We start from the raw sequence: 17,849 nt of genomic DNA on the forward strand, positions 1-17,849 counted from the left end.
CTATGGCCAACAGGCCTGTACTCCATTGTACCGAGGCTGTCGTATTTTATTTTTCAAACCTTTTATCACTTGTAAATGTTTACTTAAGCGGAGTGAGCAAATAATCAGTGAAACTGTTTAATATAAAGTACATGTCCTTATCCTATCTTTATCAATTCGAAAATTATAGAAGCCCTTTTTGGGCTTTTGCTATCCACGATGGTCATCATATCGATGCGGATTTAGAATCGTATTTACATATTGCTCCCGAAGATCGTTTACGTGAGGAGGATCCGTATACAGCAATTTTGGCCGAATTGCCCTTTAACCGCTTTGTTTGTGGCACATCGAGGTTCCAATTGGATTTAAACCGGAATAAGGATGGAGCGATTTATCTGACTCCTGAACAGTCTTGGGGAATTCAGGTCTGGAGGACAGCGTTGCCGCAACATATAAAAGATCAACTGTACGAATCTTATGACATGTTGTACCGAAAGATAACGCAGCAGATTCAAAACACCATTGACCGCTATGGTTATTTTGTTGTTTATGATATTCATAGCTATAACGCGCTCCGGGATGGGCCGACGGTTATGATCGACAAAGTAAACAATCCACAGATTAATATTGGAACAGCAAACAATCACAGCAAATGGCAGGAATTGACCAGTGCATTGATGGATGTGCTTCGTACGGGTAAAGATGGGCAGGTCTACGACGTGCGTGAGAATGTTAAATTTAAGGGCGGCTTTTTGTCATCTTATTTAAATGAGCAATTTGGCGATAAGGGTTGTGTGTTTTCTATTGAGTTTCGCAAGGATTTTATGAATGAATGGACAGGAGAGGTCTACCCTCAAAAGTTACAGGAATATAAGCAACTTTTAATGCAAACCACTGATACCGTCGAATCCTATTTTGCGTATGAAAGATAATGCGAAACAGTTAGCGGGTATCCTAAAGAAAATCAAAAATAAGGAGGTTTTTCATACGCAGATACCACCAAAAAATAAAATGGTATTCAATCAGGTTGTACCTTATTTATTTTTGTATCGACAGTTTTTTAGCCCGGATCCAATGCTGGCGGAACTGGTAAAATCCGAACCCGCGTATTTTAGAGTTAAGGACCCAGAAATGAATGTATCGGACTGGATCGCACCGATACTTAACCAGTTCGTCGAAGAATTTGGTGCATGTCTAATTATAGAAGCTTGGACCGCAAGCCCGGGGCAGGAAGAAGATATTCAGATCCATATTGCCCGGAAAAATGTGCAATCCATTGCACAATATCTTGGAAAGCAATTGGAAACAGAGGAATCTATTGCCAAAGTCGAAATTGTAACCGACACGAAAACCAATGCGACACAAAGTCTCTCCCCGGCGAGTATACAATTGGATAAACTAAATAGTAATATCTTGTATATGGGATTAGAAATCAAACCGAAGTACCTGCTGGGGGCCAACCAACAGATACTTCCCATTGATCTTCGCCATTTTCGTGAAGCTATATCCCGAAGTTTATCCAAAACATTTTTTGAATTTATTCGCATACATACCCTGTCAAAACCAACATCATTTAAAATTAGTCATCCCAAAAAGATGCTTCCTTTGGCTTGGGAAATCGATCAAAAGTTGGCCCGTGAAAGCCAGCGGTTTGATTTTCTATTATTGGTGACACCGACAAATTCCTATGATGCCTGGCTGCAGTTCAAAAAGGGAAACTATCGCAGGGTTCCTGTTTTTCATTATAGACCGATGCCCATTGATCCCGATATTATAAAACGTAACCTCTATAATCTGCATATTGAAGATCTTTATGACCCTTCCATAGCTTATTTGTTTCGGGATAAACGCAAAGAGCTCGATCAGATGATGAGCATGCTGAGCGAAAGGGGGAAAGAGGGATTTTTACTGGGTAGCATGCAGGTGTTTGGTACCGTCAACGAAAAGCTGTTAGAGAAAGCGCAAGCCATATTAACAATTACAGCGACTGACAGGGAGCATCGGACAAAGGAAGAGGATATCGTCTATGCAGAAGAGTTTGCAAAACTAGCACAGGAAGAACTAGATTATTTAAAAAGCCAAGATCCTAATTTTGGTACGACTGTACGGCTTCGGGATGATATCTATGGAGTGATGGTGAATCAAGGGGTCTTAAATATCAGTAAACAATATAGTCTGCCCCGACATCGGGTACAGGCATTGATCCAACACGAAGTTGGGACTCATATCGTGACCTACTATAATGGTAAACAGCAGCCCTTCAGCCTTTTTAGATTGGGAGTTCCGGGATATGAGAAGCTTCAGGAGGGATTGGCCGTACTCGCCGAATACTTGGTTGGTGGCTTGACGAATAATCGATTACGCATATTAGCGGGTAGGGTGGTAGCGGTATATCACATGCAACAGGGAAACACTTTTTTAGATACATTCGCGCTGTTGGTGGACAAATATCAGTTTCTGCCAGACACGGCTTTTCAGATGACCATGCGTGTTTTTAGAAGCGGAGGGCTCACAAAAGATGCGTTGTACCTCAGTGGCTTGATCGAGTTGATAAATTATATAAAAAGTGGTCGGGATCTCACTTTGCTGACTATGGGCAAGATCAGGGAAGATTATATCCCAATAGTCGAAGAATTAATGCTTAAGGGGGTATTGAATGCTCCGGTGTTAACACCCAAATACTTGACCTCACCCTATAAAGATGTATTAACCAACCTCAAGAAAAGTAAAGGAATATTTCAGATGATACAATAATCAGCGACACTATATGAAGATAGCATTTGTTATTAATCAGACCCATAAAGAAACTGAACGTTTCACAACAACCCTGCTCGCATTGAAGGCACATCAGCTAGGGCATGCGATTTATTACATCGGACTGGCCGATTTTTATTATGAATCTGCCCATATTGCCGCTCATGTGCGTGAGGTGCTTCCTACACAACAGATTACCTCTGCAAAGCAGTTGATGGAGGTATTGAGAGCTACAGCAAAGACAAAAATGGAATTGGAGAAGATGGATGTGATCTGGCTTAGATTCGATCCTGTTTTGGATATGGTGAATCGACCCTGGGCAGCTTCATCTGCGCTGCAGTTCGCCTCCTTATTAAAAGAAAAAGGTGTACAGGTCATTAACGATCCCGATAGTTTGGGCCGGGCAAGTAACAAATTGTATCTCGAGGGTTTTGACGAGTCTATCCGACCCAAAACAATTGTAACCAGGAATTATACTGATGTTGTCGAGTTTTTTGAGCAGCAAAATAGACTGATTATTTTAAAACCTTTAAAGGGGTCTGGTGGGAAAAATGTGTTTTTGATCAATAAAGATAATCAACAGAATCTAAAACAAACGGTCGAGGCGATTGCCAGGGATGGCTATGTGATTGGGCAGGAGTATCTGCCCGAAGCAGCTGCTGGTGATATCCGTTTTTTTTTGTTGAATGGTGAACCCGTTTCCATCAATGGAAAATATGCTGCTGTTCATCGTGTACAACAGGGGAATGAGATCCGGAGCAATGTGCACCAAGGGGCAAAAACCCAAGCCGCGATAATCTCGCCGGAGCTCCTACTTATGGTTGATAAAATCAAAGACAAATTGATACAGGATGGAATGTATTTTGTCGGTTTGGATATTGTGGGCGATCGTATTATGGAGATAAATGTTTTTAGTCCGGGAGCTTTATGCCAAACAGAAGAGATTGTAAAAGAAGATTTTTCCGCATTGATTATCAAAAATCTTGAAGAAAAAATAGGGTCTGCTAGAAATTCATCGGGTGTTTAATAAGGCGATTATATGTAATTGGTTTTATAATAAGGGGACAAAGATCAATAATTGACTGGGCTGTCTAAAAGCATACCTGATCTTGAGAACTAAGTTGTTTTTGGTGTCATTTGAAATCTTTTAATGGTAATTAGGATTGTTGTGATAGGAAGCTGACAAAACGCGGGATTGATGGAAATTATGAGTTTGAGATGAATCAAGGCATTTAAATTCTTGTTAATTTTAAGAAAATATAAAAATACGATGTTTATTATTGATTCGCCTTCTCATGATGCTTATTTCAATATTGCTTCTGAGGAATACCTGCTCACGAAATATCCGAAAGAACCCATTTTCTTATTGTACATGAATGATCCGTCAATTATTATCGGCAAATTTCAGAATACTTTGGCCGAAATTAACCTTGATTACGTGAATGATAATAAGATTAAGGTCGTTAGGAGAATGTCTGGTGGTGGTGCCGTATATCATGATTTAGGAAATCTCAATTTCTCCTTTCACACCTTATTGGGAAATCTTGATTTTATGGATTTTTCGACTTTCACGCAACCTATTGTTTCTGTTTTGAACAAATTGAATATTCCGGCAAAACTGGAAGGGAGGAATGACCTGCTGGTGGATGGAAAGAAGTTTAGTGGAAATGCTAAGCTTGCAAAAAATGGTAAAATGGTTCAGCATGGTACTATTTTAATTGATTCACAGATGCAGATATTGAGCGATGCATTGAAGGTAAACCCGCTTAAATTTGTCGATAAAGCTGTCAAGTCCAACCGTGCGAGGGTAACAAATCTGATCGGTTATCTACCTCAGGGTTTTACAACGGTAAAATTTAAGGAACTATTGATCGCAGAAATGCAGCGTGAAAATCCTGATGCGGAGATCATTCATTTCTCTGCAACTGATATCCAGAATATCGAACATCTAGTGAAGGAAAAATATGAAACCTGGGACTGGAATTTCGGTTTCTCTCCGAATTATAATTTTAAAAAGGCAATCAAGATCCCCGCCGGTTTTATCGAATTACATTTAGATGTACATAAAGGTTCTATTGAGCATGCTAAGATTTTCGGGGATTTTTTTGCTTCTGAATCTATTCATGAACTGGAGCAACTATTGATTGGAAAAAAACATCAATTGGAAGAAGTCAGAGCGCTGTTGGAAACCATAGACCTAACTTCGTATTTTGGAAAAGTTGATGTAGTTGAAATTTTGGAGCTATTTAAATAATAGCTATTGTATTATCCCATTGGGACTTAAATAAAAATATTATGCCTTGGAATCCAAATATCTATAATAAATTTAAAGACATCCGTTTCAAACCTTTTTTTGATCTATCCGAACTAATAGCTTCGGAAGCAACAATGAAAGCGGTAGATCTCGGATGTGGAACCGGAGAGCAAACCGCTATTTTAAGCGATAAATTTCCACAGGCTACATTCCTTGGAATAGATGCATCTCCAGAAATGTTATCGATGAGCCGTAAACTTGAACATGAACACCTAAAATTTGAAAATAGTAGTGTTGAAAAATTTCTGGACACAGCGGGTTCCTGGGATTTGATATTCAGTAATGCGGCATTGCAATGGCTAGATGATCACCAAACACTTTTTCCGCATCTCATTTCCAAATTGAGTAGCGGTGGGCAATTGGCCGTTCAGATGCCTTATCAGCCGGAAAATGTCTTAAATAAACTGCTATCTGAGCTGGCTGGTGAAGAACCTTACCGAAGCTATTTGGATGGTTGGAATAGGGCTTCATCGGTGCTAAGTATAGATGAGTATGCACAGATTTTGTTTCATTCGGGCTTGGAGGAATTGGATCTCTCGCTTCGTATATACCCAATTATAGCTGCCGAAGCGGAAGTACTTTATGACTTTATTTCCGGATCGGCATTGATCCCTTATATTGAGCGACTGGACGAAGATAAACGACCTGCTTTTATTGAGGCTTTTAAGACACGTATTAAACAGCATTTTTCCAGATTCCCAGCGATATATCCGTTTAAACGTATTTTGTTGTATGGACGAAAGAGCTGAAGTCGGGCGAGGATGCTCGTGTTAAATGCTGATCAAATCGGACCAGATCGCTTTGGTCATCGTTGCTAAATCGTTGGGATTTAATATCATTTGAAGGCCTCGTTTTCCTGCGCTCACAGAAATTTCTGTTTCCAATTGAGCTGCTTCCTCGATAAATGTTGGAAATAGTTTTTTCATGCCAATAGGTGAGCAGCCCCCACGGATATAGCCTGTTACAGCTAGCAGATCCTTCATGGGGAGCATTTCACAATTTTTATTACCTGATGCTTTAGCGATCTTTTTTAAGTCAAGTTGCGCATTCCCGGGAATTACAGCAACAATGTAAGGATCTATATTTCCTTTCAATACTAAAGTCTTATAAAGTGTTTCAGGTATTAGACCCAAGGACAAGGCAACATGCTCCGCGCTGACATCATGATCATCCACCTCGTATTCTCTTAATTCATAGTTTACTTTTGCCATATCCAACAAGCGGACTGCATTGGTTTTATGCGACATAATAAGCTTTTTTAAGATCTACGATTCGAAAAATAGTTTGTAATCTCTGTCAAGGAGTATGTATTCAGACAATTTTTTGCTTCCAGGCCACCTTTCTGTGCAACAAAAATGCCATACTGCATGTCCAGCAGCCCTTCCGTGCGATGCGCATCAGGGTTAATGGATAACAATACACCCTTTTCTACAGCATAGCGATGCCATCTCCAATCTAAATCTAGCCTTAAAGGATTTGCATTAATTTCAATGACGACCTTATTCACGGCGCAGGCATCAATTATTTTTTTAAAGTCGAGTGGATAGCCCGATCTACTTAATAAAAGACGGCCTGTTGGATGTCCTAAAATTGTTGTATATGGGTTTTCAATTGCTTTAATCAATCTAGCGGTTGCTTTTTCCTCATCCATCTTTAAGTTGGAGTGGACAGAGGCGACAACAAAGTCAAATTGTGCTAGTACCTCATCAGGGTAGTCCAGTGATCCATCGCTTAGAATATCGGATTCTATCCCTTTAAAGATTTTAAAAGGTGCTAGTTTTTCATTTAAGCTGGCAATTTCCTTCCATTGCTCTTCCAATCTTTCAATGGAAAGACCATTTGCATAAACTGCCGTCCTGGAGTGATCACATATTCCGAGATATTCGAGACCTAATGCATCTTTACAATGAAGAGCCATTTGCTCCAAGGTATGCACACCATCACTATAAGTTGAGTGGTTGTGCAGTGTCCCTTTGAGGTCTTTAAATTGGATTAATTGAGGTAAAGTATGGTTCTGTGCGCGTTCAATTTCGTCAAGCCCCTCGCGCAATTCCGGTTCAATATAATCAAGCCTTAAGTTACGGTAGATAGCTTCTTCACTGGAAAGTGAAGGTAAGTCAGGAAGAATATTGAATAAAAGATCCAGGTGTGCGGTCGATCCTGTGCTGAGGATAAGGTCCCGATAAAAATCATTGATATTCGTACTGAAAACCTTGAATGTAAAACCTAATTCATCGGTAATTTCCAGTGAATTCTCTGTTTTCTCCACCAATGTATAATCACCTAGGAATTTCTCCACTGCTTCTATACTTTCGGAAATGAGTAGATCCACTGTGCTTAACACCTCGCATTTTCTTCTAAAATCTCCGGTAAAGGATAGAAGAGACGAGGGGAAATGTGTTTTTAAAATAGCGTAAAATGTATCAGCTTGGGACAATACTTTAGCGTATAGGAACCATCCCTGATTGGATATTGAAAATTCGATGGATTTCTTTATTTCTTCCTGTGTTTTTAAGCCAAATCCTTTGGCTTCAACTAGACGGTTTTCATTGCAGGCATACAATAGTTCGCCTACACTTTCAATCCCAAGGTCTTGCCAGATAATCTGAACCTTTTTTGGACCTAGGCCCTTTATGTTTAACATTTCAACAACTCCTGATGGCATATTCGCCAATAGGTCCTGGAGTTCCTTAAACGTTCCGGTTTGTGCGACCTCTTTCGCTTTTTCGGCGGTACTTTTTCCTATGCCCGGCTGTGCGCTCAATTCTTCAAGCGAGGCGTCATCAATACGAAAGGGCAATTTGTCCAATTTAAAAGATGCACTAGCCATAGCCTTTGTTCGGAATGGATTTTCGTTGTGAAGTTCCATTAATTGGCTACACAATTTAAAAATTTTAGAGATCGCTTTATTGTCCATCATTGTCGGTGAGTTGTTAGGCTACAAATATCCTAAATTTTGAACCAAAATACCAACCAAGTCGATAATATAATGCCGTTAAATAATGTGAAAAAGCTGATTTTGGCCAAAATCATGTACGGTTTTTTAAAATTAACAACAAAGTGACAAATGACTGCCCGCTTAACCGGGCATTTTAGCTAAGTTTGCCGTTTTTGGATGTTGAAATCGATAAGGTTTATCGTGTTTTTTGAAAATATTCGACAACAATAAGAATGTTATGATAGCAGATATAAATGACAAAGAAGTAAGTGGTCTCTACAAGACAGGCATTATTCAACAGACAGCCTATTGGTCTGCTGTGAAAAAGATGCAAGGGATAGAATCGAAGGCTTTTAATTTCAAATCGAAACACTCTGATCTTTATATCGGAGTGGAAGACGATACCTATTTTGTGGGGGATCTATTGATTATTATTCAGGCGGTGGATCATGAGCATAGCATCGCGTATGTACCATATGGTCCTGAAATAGAACCATCGGAAGAAAATCAAGGGGCATTTTTAGAACAGCTTTCGGAGAGTTTACGTTCTTACTTACCGCCCAATTGCATTATGATACGCTATGATCTCTCCTGGGAATCCCATTGGGCAAAAGAAGATGACTGTTATGACCTCTATGGCAATTGGCTAGGTGTCCCTGAAAAACGTATTCAGGAAATGCGCTTTAATTTTAATACGGAAAACTGGAATTTTCATAAAGCGAATACAGATATTCTTCCTTCTAATACCATTTTTATGAACCTTAGAAAAGAGGAGGATCTCCTGTTGGCCAATATGAAATCAAAGACGCGTTATAATATTCATTTGGCTGAAAGGAAAGGCGTAAAAGTTCGTTCTCTTGGTTTAGAGAGCCTGGAGATCTGGTATGAGTTATATCGGCAGACTGCGCTTCGGAATAATTTTTTCTTGCACGATATCAACTATTTCAAGATTGTACTATCTGCCAAGGCAAATGATACTTTGTCTCCAGCAGATGTTTATTTATTGGTTGCTGAGGTGGACAATCAACCTCTGGCTGCAATGTTTCTAGTAATTGCAGCAAATCGGGGAACCTATCTCTATGGTGCCTCCGCTTCCGAGAATCGCAATTATATGGCGACCTATGCCTTGCAATGGCGTGCCATGCAGGTAGCAAAGGAAAAAGGCTGTACGGAATATGATTTCTTTGGCGTATCACCTCAGGCTGATCCATCACATCCATTATACGGACTTTATAGATTTAAAACTGGTTTTGGTGGTGAGATCTATCACCGAATGGGCTGCTGGGATTATCCGTTGGATAACGATAAGTATCGATATTATGCCTCCATGGAGTTTAAAAATCAAAGTTATCATTTGAGTTAAGTATTAAAATACTTCACCCAGGGTCAATCTTACTCCACGGTGATTGGTGCTAACACCATAATCTATGCCGATGTTGGTGCCCGAGTTCTTGTTAAATTTAATTCTGGCGCCGGCACCGGTACCGATGTTCCAGTCTGCAAACATGCTATTTTTGGGTCCGTTCACCGTGGTGAAATTTATAAAAGCCACAAAGCCGAATAAACCATCGCTGCTGATGTCGCGTCGGTACTCTGTTTCCAGATAATACAACGATTTGCCACGGAACCGACTTACGGGAAACCCTCTTCCGGAACTGTTGTAAGGATCCCAACCCAAATTAGGTAAATCGAGGTAAGGTGCTTTGCTATTGAAAACAGTCCAGAAAAAGCTACGCACAGCAATCATATTCTGCCTATTCGGATCCTGGGTCAAGCGATGGTATCTCCTGATTTCGAGGAATAGGGACTTCCAATTTTGATCACTTCCCATGAAAACAGGATTAACGCGGAATTGTAGATTGGCATAGTTGCCAGACCAAGTATTGATAGAGTTGGCACGCGTGTCATAGATGAGGTTGAGACTGAGTCCTGAGGAAATAGTATGGTCTTTCAATGCTGTACCATAGGGGTAGGAGGTGTACTCGTCAAGTGGGATAGCACTCGTGGATTTGATATTCATGCGGTAATCCAGATCATAGCCAATGCCCATAAACAGTCCGCCGTGGATTCTTTTTAGCGCATGTTGATATAGTCTAAAATAGGTATAATCCAAATTGATCTGTTGGTCTCCGTGATGCTCTTTGCCTATTCCCCAAGTCTCATGTGGGTATTTTAATAGCCTGATATCACCATCGATAACCCAAGTATTATCTTTTAACCAGACATAGGAGCGGATGGGGAGGCCGAATCGCTTTCCAAAATTGGTATATGGCGTGAAAGTAACCTTAGACATATAGGTGCTTTTACGCTCACCAAGATAAAACCCTGCTGTGGTACTCGTAATTAAAGCGTGCCCTCCTCCTGGTACATTTGTCGAAAATGGCAGAAATGAAAAGTAAAACTTTTTTCCGGTACTATCGACAGATTGCGGTGGCTTAATCTTGAGAATCTCTTTTCCGATATCGATCAGATCCCTTTGTTTACTCGTATCTGCAATATGCTCAGTGATTTCTATTTCATTGACAGGGCGCTGTGCATAGAGCTCAGATTGAAATATCACCAATAAAAATGTTAAAGTAGCAAGCTGATATAAAAAAAGATGCTGTCTGTCGTAGTGTGTCATGAACACATGCAATCTAAGAGGAATTGTACAGAATTACAATATTGTAAAGAATATTTTATCTATTCTGTCGCGTTTTGGCTATAAAGGGAATAAGTTCAAATTTCATTCACCTAGAAAAAAATAGCGTTTACCGATTTTAATGTAATGTTAATCTAAATGTAATAGAATCAACACATCAGTTGTCTTAAATTTGAATCAGAAAATAAATAAGAAAAAAGTGCAACAAATTTAGATTGTCTCCGACAATAGGATAAGAAAATATACTAATACATTATAAAATAGAAAAGATATGAAAACTTTAGTAAAAACATTTGTAGCGGCAGCAATGATAGCGATCTCTACTTGCTCAATGGCTTCGGTTAAACCAGAAGAACGTAATTTAATTACAGCTGATTTGGCGATTGATGAATATGTTGGCGCGATGACCGAAGGTCAGGTAGCGAATTTAGATAAGCTATTCACTTCTGATTTTAACCAGAAAATCTGCGGTAAACAAGACTTAAATCACAGCCGATCGGAGATGATCGAGTTCTTGAAAAAACAAAAAGGAATAAAAATGAACTGTAAAACAACAACGCAGATCGTTGAAGAATTACCAGATTACGCTATTGCGAAAGTAACCATGCAATTTGATGGTTTCTCTAAGACCGATTTGATTACACTTGTGAAGGAAAACGGTGCATGGAAAGTTTCTAAATCAGTTAATTCTTACAAATAGGAATTACTGCCGCAAATTGAAATGATGTTTCGGGAAACTGATCAATGTATAAAAACAAAAGAGGCTACTTGTAAAAAGTAGCCTCTTTTGTTTGTGGAGCATATCAGGATCGAACTGATCACCTCTTCACTGCCAGCGAAGCGCTCTAGCCAGATGAGCTAATGCCCCTTGTTTTTTCTGTCGCTAAGATAATACCTTTTTTGTAAAAACAAAATTGCTTTTTTTATTTTTTTAATATTATTATTTATTGCTTCTCGATAAGTAGTTCCTCAGTACGTTTTATCTGTTGATTGTCCTTCCATGCGTCATGTCCAGGAATAACCATTTTTATCTGCGGATACTTCGCTAACAATCTTGCCAATGCAGGCTTCCAGGCTTTGACATCACCATCACCGACAAATCCCAAGTTTTTGGCCTCCGAACTTTTGATGAAGCAACCCCCATCCAGAATTTGATAGTCCGGAAACCAGACAACGACATTATCCAAAGAATGTCCTGCACCAAAAAAGTCCAAAACGAAGGACTGACCACCGACTTTATAGATCTTGTTGATTTTGACGAGATGCGTAGCTTGAGCTTTATGATTTGCCTTAAGCAGATCGTTGGTCATTTTTGACGCATAAGTTGGAATTCCGATACGATTATAATATGCAAAGCCCCCCGCGCGATCCTCGTGCCAATGTGTAGCATATACTGCAATGACAGGTAGCTGATGCTTTTGCTTGATACTGTCCAAAAGCGGTTGATATTGTGTCGAGTCCCAAGGCGTATCAAATAGAATAACGCCTTTCTTGGTGATTAGATAGACCGCATTAGCGGCATATTTGGTGCCCTCAAAGGTATTGTAAGTCGTATAAAGATAAAGCTGAGAATTAATCTTTTCAATGGATAATGGTTTTTCCTGTGCGCGCAAAGATGGCAATACACAGCAAGAAAGACCGAGAAGTAGCGTAGCTACTTTTGCGGAGAAGAGCGAAATAGTATTTTTGAACATAAGTAAATAAACGATTGTTCGGAATGAATATTGTTGTGTTGGACCTGTAAAATTCTCTTTTTTTCTGGCTACAACGATGTAATGAAATCTTCTCGATGCGGTGTGAAAGAATCTATCAACTCGCCTTCTTCAAGACATTCACAGCCGTGGATTAAATTTGGGTAAATGATGCAAGAATCACCTACAGTTAAGATTTCATCTATGCCATCGATGTGGTACCTGAACTTTCCGGCGTTGACATAAGATATTTGTGTATGTGGGTGTTGATGTAGGGCACCGATTGCACCTTTTTGAAAACGTACTTTCATTAACATCAATTCATCGTTATAAACTAATATTTTACGTTGTACACCATCGCCTAGATCCGTCCAGCTCTGGGCTTTATCGTGTAGGAATATCTCACTCATTTTAATCGCTTTTATTTTAAAAAATTAATCAACAAATCTTTATCGCCAATGATAGGAAATAAATATGACTTTTGTAGCTCAGCTTGAAAAGTTCTTGATAAGCACACAGCGTTGATGAGAGAATCCCCCGATTTTCTTAGGAAAATAGAAGAACATGGATGAACTGATCGGTAAAGTATTTGAAAAAACTGTTACTTTGTGTCTGATCAAAGCGAGTGTACTGATATGAATTATTTCGACGAACTTATTACATTATTACATGAAGAACAACAATATGATAAGATGCAGCATGAAGCATTATTATTGAAAAGCAGTTTAAATGAAAGAAGAATGCAGGGGGTGACCTGGTTTCCTATTCAGATCACGGATAGCGAACTGGGGCGGGGAGATTATCTGTCAGTTAGTTTAAAAAAAACAAACCATCTCGATGTAGATCATCGGTTTCGTTTTGGGATGCCTGTTTCTCTATTTTCAAACCATGACCCAAATGCGGACAGAATAGACGGCATTATATCTTCGGTTAATAAGGAAAGTATGCGGATTTCATTTCGTGTAGATGAGCTGCCCGATTGGAGCAGAAGGGGGAAACTTGGTGTGGACTTATTATTTGACGAATACTCATACCGTGAAATGGCGAATGCATTGCGACAGGCAAAGGAGCTTGCGACTGATCCACGACAAGGCAAATTGATCAGAAAGCTTATTGGTGGAGAACAATTATATACCGGAGAAAAAGATACCTTTTTTGAACATCCAGATCTCAATGTCAGCCAAAATAGCGCTGTTCAACAGGTCTTAGCTACGACAGATGTCGCACTTTTACATGGCCCTCCAGGGACTGGGAAAACGACAACATTAATCAGGGCAATAGCTGCTTTGTCAAAGAGCAATAACAAGCAGATATTGGTCGTGGCTCCGAGTAATACTGCAGTTGACTTATTGACTGAGCGTTTAGATGCTGCAGGAATAGCTGTCACTCGGATAGGTAATCCGGTTAAAGTATCTGAACATCTACAGGAGTTAACCCTTGATAGCAGAATAGACAGCCATAGCGCGAATAAGGATATAAAGACCTTGCAAAAGCAAGTTCGAACCTATACGGATATGGCCCAAAAATATAAACGCAATTTTGGCAAGGCCGAGCGCGAACAAAGGAAAGCATTGTTCGACGAAGCTTACAGAATTCGAAAAGATGTTGATAAGATTCAGGATTTTATCGTATCGGATATTCTCGATCGCTCTCAGGTAATAACCGCGACGCTCGTAGGGGCAAATCAAGATGTTATACGAAACCGAAGATATGAGACGGTTGTTATTGACGAGGCTGCTCAGGCACTGGAGCCTGCCTGCTGGATTCCGATATTAAAGGCAGACAAATTGGTGTTGGCTGGGGATCATTGCCAACTCTCACCAACAGTGAAATCAAATAAAGGTATGGACAATAAGCTTAGCTATACGCTGTTTGAAAAACTCATCAATCTTTATCCCCAAGCGGTTTCACTGCTCGATATCCAGTACCGAATGAACGAACAGATCATGAATTATCCGTCCTCAGCTTTGTATGGAGGTCTCTTGAAAGCTGATTGTTCGGTTGCACATTGGACAATAGCAAATGATTCGGAACCGATTGTATATATTGATACGGCTGGGGCAGGTTTTGAGGAAACTGAAAGTGATGGTGCGATCTATAATCTCGGGGAGGCCAATTTTCTGAAATCTCATTTAAAGACAGCCATCGCAACTTGGGTAGAGTCTTCTCCAATCGAACAATGGCCTAGTATTGGGATAATAGCACCTTACCGGAAGCAAGTGTCTGTATTAAAGGAAATGTTGGAGCAGGATGAAGAATTACGGCCGTATGCTGCTATTATTAAAGTACAGACCATTGATAGTTTTCAGGGGCAGGAGAAAGATATTATTTATATCAGCTTGACGCGAAGTAATAACGAACAACAGATTGGGTTTTTATCCGATGTGCGACGGATGAATGTCGCCATGACAAGGGCCAAAAAGAAGTTGGTCGTCATTGGCGATAGTGCGACGATAGGGATTCATTTGTTCTACCAGAAATTTATTGATTACGCAGAAAATCTTGGCCACTATCATAGTGTTTGGGAATGGGATATTGCGGAGATGTAATAGAAAAAGGGACTGCGATGAAATTCCTTTCGCAGTCCCTCTCAATTTTTATAAAGAGGTGAAATTCATCCAATCAGCCTTTTCGTCATAGTGCATAAGCGGTTCGGCATTATTGTTATTGGAGAGTTGACCGACCAACATGTACAGATCCATACTAACATGCTGACGGGCAATTTCTGTCATTTTATCATTAAAACCAGCGTTATTGATTTGCAGAACATATTGGAAGCAAACAACACGTGCAATTATTTTCCCTAAAGTGACCATCTCGCGCTGTTTAGGTTGAAGCGGGAAGTCGAAATTCAAAATAGAAGAGAAAAATGGAGCTGCAAGTTCGGTTGCCGGATTTATTTTCAGGAATGAAAGCAGATTGCTTTCTTTGCTTTTGCGCATCAGTTTAGCAATTGCCTCTGCTACTTGCGAATAGAGCATCTCGTTTGACCCTTCAAAAATTTGGAAAGGTCTACTATCTACTAAACCACGACCAGCAACATGATCCAATCTATAACCGTTTGCTCCAGATAATTGTACACAGATCTGTGCAGATTCGTGCATCAGGTCAGTCACGAGTGCCTTGACACTATTGGCATCCACACTGTGGCCAGAAAGATCATTTTGAATTGAACTGATCGAACTACTGTATGCACACATCGCTGAACATATCGTAAAAGCAGCCTGCAAGCGAGATAATTGAAACTTAACCGAATCCAGTTCGTTCAATGGAATTCCACTAACACGTCTTTCCGTGCAATGCTTCATGGCTTCATCCAGCATACGTTTTATGAATCCCATTCCCATGCCAGGAAACTGAAGTCTGCTCCGGTGTAAAGTATCCAACATCAGTTTTATACCAGTACTCTCTGGTGTTAATCTATTGTCGACGGGTACTTCGATGTCTATTTTATTGATACCATAAGGAATAGCATATAATCCTAAGCTATTGTATTTTTTTGTTACTTCAATCTTTTGTTCTTCGATGGAATTGTCGGTAACAAAGAAATCTATATCACGTACAAGTTCACCATTCTCATTTTTCTTTCGGGCAGTAACGAGCCAAAAGTCAGCAGCACCTGTTAAACCTTGCCAATGTTTTTCTCCGTTAATACGGTATTTATCTCCATCTTGTTGATAGGAGGTACGCATATTGAGGGCATCACTACCATAGGCTTGCTCGGTAATCATCAGCCCACCCATGGCTTTATTTTCTAGAAATTGGTGGAAAACTTTTTCCTGAAGTAAGGTATTGCCGTATTTAGCAAAAGGCTCCAAGAATAAAGCGATATTGATCCCGAAGATCAAAGACAGTGAAAGTGATTCATAAGATGCCGCAGCAAGCACTCCTAAACATTCTTTTACATGTAGGCCACGGCCTCCGTGATGCTCGGGAATAGCAACAGACAATGGTCTCATTGCCATGATTTCGCTTAAAAACTGAGGGGGTAAACCACGTGTTAAACTCAGGTTATTATAGTCGTATTCGGTATGGAATAAGCTTGATAATCTTTCTTTAAAGTTTCCGATAAATAAATCGAAATTTTGGGCTTTGTTCGTGTGATCTAAAACGTTAGACATCGCTATATTAATTAAATGATGAAACATTTGCAATAGTAGATGTATACGATAAAGCCTCAAAAGATAGCTGTGAATTTTGCTTACATCCTAATCGCTATACAAAAATAATCCATATCGTTGTGATTGGTCTGTCCACTTCAGTATAAAAGATAGGACAAATCGTGCATATCCAAAAAATATTAAGTTGCCTTGTTACGATAAGAAGTAGGGGAAATTCCTACGATTTTTTTGAATAAACGGGAAAAATAGGAGGGATCAGAAAAATCCAGCTCATAACAGATATCGGCAATACTTTTATTTGATTCAAAAAGAAGAAATTGACTATGCATGATAAGTACTTCTAAGATCAGTTCTTTGGAAGACTTTTTGAACACCGAAAATACGCAGCGGTTTAGGTAATTGGTTGACACCGCGAGCCGGTCAGCATAAAAGCCGATATGTTTTTGTTTTTTGAAGTTTTTGTGCACAAGCTGTTTGAACATCATTGCAATTTCCTGCCTTCGGTTGAGTGCTTGGTTGGAAGATGATAGCTTGATAATCTTTAGTAAGAGGGATTTTAGTAAACTTTCGAAAAGTTCTTTATAAGGTGACTCAGAAAGTAATTCATTGTAGAGCAATTTGAATAGCTCGTTAAGGTCGGTACTATCCTGTGAAGCTAAGTTGAGTAGCGGTGAAATATTAAAGATATTCAGGATCTCCTGTTCCCGAAAAATCGAAGTCATCGCATTATCGTTGATCAGTACACAATGTCCTTTTGCCGATTTGTCAACAGATTTGATCGTCGAAATATTACCATAGTTGCTAATCAGAATCGCTGGTGCTTTTACTACATATTCTTTTGCACCGATCTTGTGCTTAAAATGGCCCTCTGTTATATGTACAAGGAGATTGTATCCCAAGAAGATGGGGGGAGTAGGGAATTTAATATATGGAGCGATTTCACTGAGTTGAAAGATTTTGACTGGAGATTGCTGGTACCTCAGGTGTTCCAGACTACCAGTCATAAATCTATCTACAAATTCACCTGCATTTACCTGCTTTTCCATTGTTGCGCATTATGTTTTGACAAAAACACCAAATTCTCCTATTTTCCGATTATTACTACTCGTTGCAAACGGATTTAACGTAATATCAGGATAATATTTCAAAGGTAACGGGATAAAATAGGTTTGTCAATATAAAATGTATGATGGTTTTCAAAATAGGTGCAACATGCTACCATTGTTGCCAATAACTAAACTCCATGATCACTTCTATGTAGGGGTGGAAAAGTAATCGGATTTTCTATCTATATAAAGCCGAGGTGGTAATTATGACCGATAAAAAATGATTTGGGAAAACGAAGCTTTATCATTAGCTTTAATCCTTAACAAAAGCTGAATCGTTTGCTTCTCAACGACTTCTTTATTAT

Annotated in this window: 15 protein-coding genes and 1 tRNA gene; 8 read left to right on the forward strand and 8 right to left on the reverse strand. The window is 39.5% G+C overall.

Annotated features, from left to right (window positions below):
* Positions 1-131 precede the first annotated feature (131 nt).
* The 5 genes from M2408_RS07140 to M2408_RS07160 all read left to right on the forward strand — a co-directional run bounded on the left by M2408_RS07140 (position 132) and on the right by M2408_RS07160 (position 5,796).
* The gene (locus M2408_RS07140; protein ID WP_259180408.1) at positions 132-911 is read left to right on the forward strand and encodes an N-formylglutamate amidohydrolase; all 780 of its coding nucleotides are present in this window, start codon (positions 132-134) and stop codon (positions 909-911) included.
* On the forward strand, positions 901-2,733 hold the full coding sequence (locus tag M2408_RS07145; RefSeq protein ID WP_120260671.1) for a flavohemoglobin expression-modulating QEGLA motif protein: 1,833 nt from the start codon (positions 901-903) through the stop codon (positions 2,731-2,733). Before M2408_RS07140 ends, M2408_RS07145 begins: the two co-directional genes overlap by 11 nt.
* Before the next feature lie 13 nt (positions 2,734-2,746).
* Complete coding sequence (locus M2408_RS07150) at positions 2,747-3,760, forward strand: glutathione synthase (protein WP_120260672.1); 1,014 nt, start codon at positions 2,747-2,749, stop codon at positions 3,758-3,760.
* A gap of 243 nt (positions 3,761-4,003) precedes the next feature.
* Positions 4,004-4,987, forward strand: a complete 984-nt coding sequence (locus M2408_RS07155) for a lipoate--protein ligase (protein WP_120260673.1) — start codon at positions 4,004-4,006, stop codon at positions 4,985-4,987.
* Between the two features lie 41 nt (positions 4,988-5,028).
* Positions 5,029-5,796, forward strand: coding sequence for a methyltransferase domain-containing protein (locus tag M2408_RS07160; RefSeq protein WP_259180409.1), 768 nt, complete (start codon positions 5,029-5,031; stop codon positions 5,794-5,796).
* 21 nt (positions 5,797-5,817) lie between these two features.
* Here M2408_RS07160 and ybaK read toward each other — a convergent pair whose 3' ends face one another.
* Both ybaK and M2408_RS07170 read right to left on the reverse strand, forming a co-directional pair.
* A complete protein-coding gene (gene ybaK / locus M2408_RS07165) occupies positions 5,818-6,294 on the reverse strand; it encodes a Cys-tRNA(Pro) deacylase (RefSeq protein WP_259180410.1) in 477 nt (158 codons plus the stop codon).
* Positions 6,295-6,305: 11 nt separating this feature from the next.
* Positions 6,306-7,964 carry a DNA polymerase/3'-5' exonuclease PolX gene (locus M2408_RS07170; RefSeq protein ID WP_259181128.1) on the reverse strand — a complete coding sequence of 553 codons (1,659 nt, stop codon included), beginning with the start codon at positions 7,962-7,964 and terminating at the stop codon, positions 6,306-6,308.
* Between the two features lie 259 nt (positions 7,965-8,223).
* Here M2408_RS07170 and M2408_RS07175 point away from each other — a divergent pair, with 259 nt between their 5' ends.
* A complete protein-coding gene (locus M2408_RS07175; RefSeq protein ID WP_259180411.1) occupies positions 8,224-9,348 on the forward strand; it encodes a peptidoglycan bridge formation glycyltransferase FemA/FemB family protein in 1,125 nt (374 codons plus the stop codon).
* A gap of 3 nt (positions 9,349-9,351) precedes the next feature.
* Here M2408_RS07175 and M2408_RS07180 read toward each other — a convergent pair whose 3' ends face one another.
* Complete coding sequence (locus M2408_RS07180; protein WP_259180412.1) at positions 9,352-10,608, reverse strand: hypothetical protein; 1,257 nt, start codon at positions 10,606-10,608, stop codon at positions 9,352-9,354.
* Between the two features lie 289 nt (positions 10,609-10,897).
* Between M2408_RS07180 and M2408_RS07185 the strand changes: the two genes are divergently transcribed.
* Entirely contained in the window at positions 10,898-11,326 is a 429-nt protein-coding gene (locus tag M2408_RS07185) for a nuclear transport factor 2 family protein (protein WP_120260678.1), read from the forward strand.
* Positions 11,327-11,420: 94 nt separating this feature from the next.
* Here M2408_RS07185 and M2408_RS07190 read toward each other — a convergent pair.
* From M2408_RS07190 to M2408_RS07200, 3 genes are all read right to left on the reverse strand, one after another.
* A tRNA-Ala gene (locus tag M2408_RS07190) sits at positions 11,421-11,494 on the reverse strand.
* A gap of 76 nt (positions 11,495-11,570) precedes the next feature.
* Entirely contained in the window at positions 11,571-12,320 is a 750-nt protein-coding gene (gene bla, locus M2408_RS07195; protein ID WP_259180413.1) for a BlaB/IND/MUS family subclass B1 metallo-beta-lactamase, read from the reverse strand.
* A gap of 68 nt (positions 12,321-12,388) precedes the next feature.
* Complete coding sequence (locus M2408_RS07200) at positions 12,389-12,727, reverse strand: cupin domain-containing protein (protein WP_259180414.1); 339 nt, start codon at positions 12,725-12,727, stop codon at positions 12,389-12,391.
* 225 nt (positions 12,728-12,952) lie between these two features.
* Here M2408_RS07200 and M2408_RS07205 point away from each other — a divergent pair, with 225 nt between their 5' ends.
* The gene (locus M2408_RS07205; protein WP_259180415.1) at positions 12,953-14,866 is read left to right on the forward strand and encodes an AAA domain-containing protein; all 1,914 of its coding nucleotides are present in this window, start codon (positions 12,953-12,955) and stop codon (positions 14,864-14,866) included.
* A 48-nt stretch (positions 14,867-14,914) separates the two neighbouring features.
* Here the strand turns inward: M2408_RS07205 and M2408_RS07210 are convergent, their stop codons facing one another.
* The gene (locus tag M2408_RS07210; protein ID WP_259180416.1) at positions 14,915-16,438 is read right to left on the reverse strand and encodes an acyl-CoA dehydrogenase family protein; all 1,524 of its coding nucleotides are present in this window, start codon (positions 16,436-16,438) and stop codon (positions 14,915-14,917) included.
* Positions 16,439-16,617: 179 nt separating this feature from the next.
* Complete coding sequence (locus M2408_RS07215) at positions 16,618-17,484, reverse strand: AraC family transcriptional regulator (protein ID WP_077432563.1); 867 nt, start codon at positions 17,482-17,484, stop codon at positions 16,618-16,620.
* Positions 17,485-17,849 lie beyond the last annotated feature (365 nt).

The organism is Sphingobacterium sp. BIGb0165, assembly GCF_024810095.1.
Classification (GTDB): Bacteria; Bacteroidota; Bacteroidia; order Sphingobacteriales; family Sphingobacteriaceae; genus Sphingobacterium; species Sphingobacterium detergens.

Excerpts from the sequence above, each read along its gene's own strand:
- M2408_RS07140 (WP_259180408.1), top strand. The coding sequence starts at position 132 with ATGTCCTTATCCTATCTTTATCAATTCGAAAATTATAGAAGCCCTTTT.
- M2408_RS07145 (WP_120260671.1), top strand. The coding sequence starts at position 901 with ATGAAAGATAATGCGAAACAGTTAGCGGGTATCCTAAAGAAAATCAAA.
- M2408_RS07150 (WP_120260672.1), top strand. The coding sequence starts at position 2,747 with ATGAAGATAGCATTTGTTATTAATCAGACCCATAAAGAAACTGAACGT.
- M2408_RS07155 (WP_120260673.1), top strand. The coding sequence starts at position 4,004 with ATGTTTATTATTGATTCGCCTTCTCATGATGCTTATTTCAATATTGCT.
- M2408_RS07160 (WP_259180409.1), top strand. The coding sequence starts at position 5,029 with ATGCCTTGGAATCCAAATATCTATAATAAATTTAAAGACATCCGTTTC.
- ybaK (WP_259180410.1), bottom strand. The coding sequence starts at position 6,294 with ATGTCGCATAAAACCAATGCAGTCCGCTTGTTGGATATGGCAAAAGTA.
- M2408_RS07170 (WP_259181128.1), bottom strand. The coding sequence starts at position 7,964 with ATGGACAATAAAGCGATCTCTAAAATTTTTAAATTGTGTAGCCAATTA.
- M2408_RS07175 (WP_259180411.1), top strand. The coding sequence starts at position 8,224 with ATGATAGCAGATATAAATGACAAAGAAGTAAGTGGTCTCTACAAGACA.
- M2408_RS07180 (WP_259180412.1), bottom strand. The coding sequence starts at position 10,608 with ATGACACACTACGACAGACAGCATCTTTTTTTATATCAGCTTGCTACT.
- M2408_RS07185 (WP_120260678.1), top strand. The coding sequence starts at position 10,898 with ATGAAAACTTTAGTAAAAACATTTGTAGCGGCAGCAATGATAGCGATC.
- bla (WP_259180413.1), bottom strand. The coding sequence starts at position 12,320 with ATGTTCAAAAATACTATTTCGCTCTTCTCCGCAAAAGTAGCTACGCTA.
- M2408_RS07200 (WP_259180414.1), bottom strand. The coding sequence starts at position 12,727 with ATGAGTGAGATATTCCTACACGATAAAGCCCAGAGCTGGACGGATCTA.
- M2408_RS07205 (WP_259180415.1), top strand. The coding sequence starts at position 12,953 with ATGAATTATTTCGACGAACTTATTACATTATTACATGAAGAACAACAA.
- M2408_RS07210 (WP_259180416.1), bottom strand. The coding sequence starts at position 16,438 with ATGTCTAACGTTTTAGATCACACGAACAAAGCCCAAAATTTCGATTTA.
- M2408_RS07215 (WP_077432563.1), bottom strand. The coding sequence starts at position 17,484 with ATGGAAAAGCAGGTAAATGCAGGTGAATTTGTAGATAGATTTATGACT.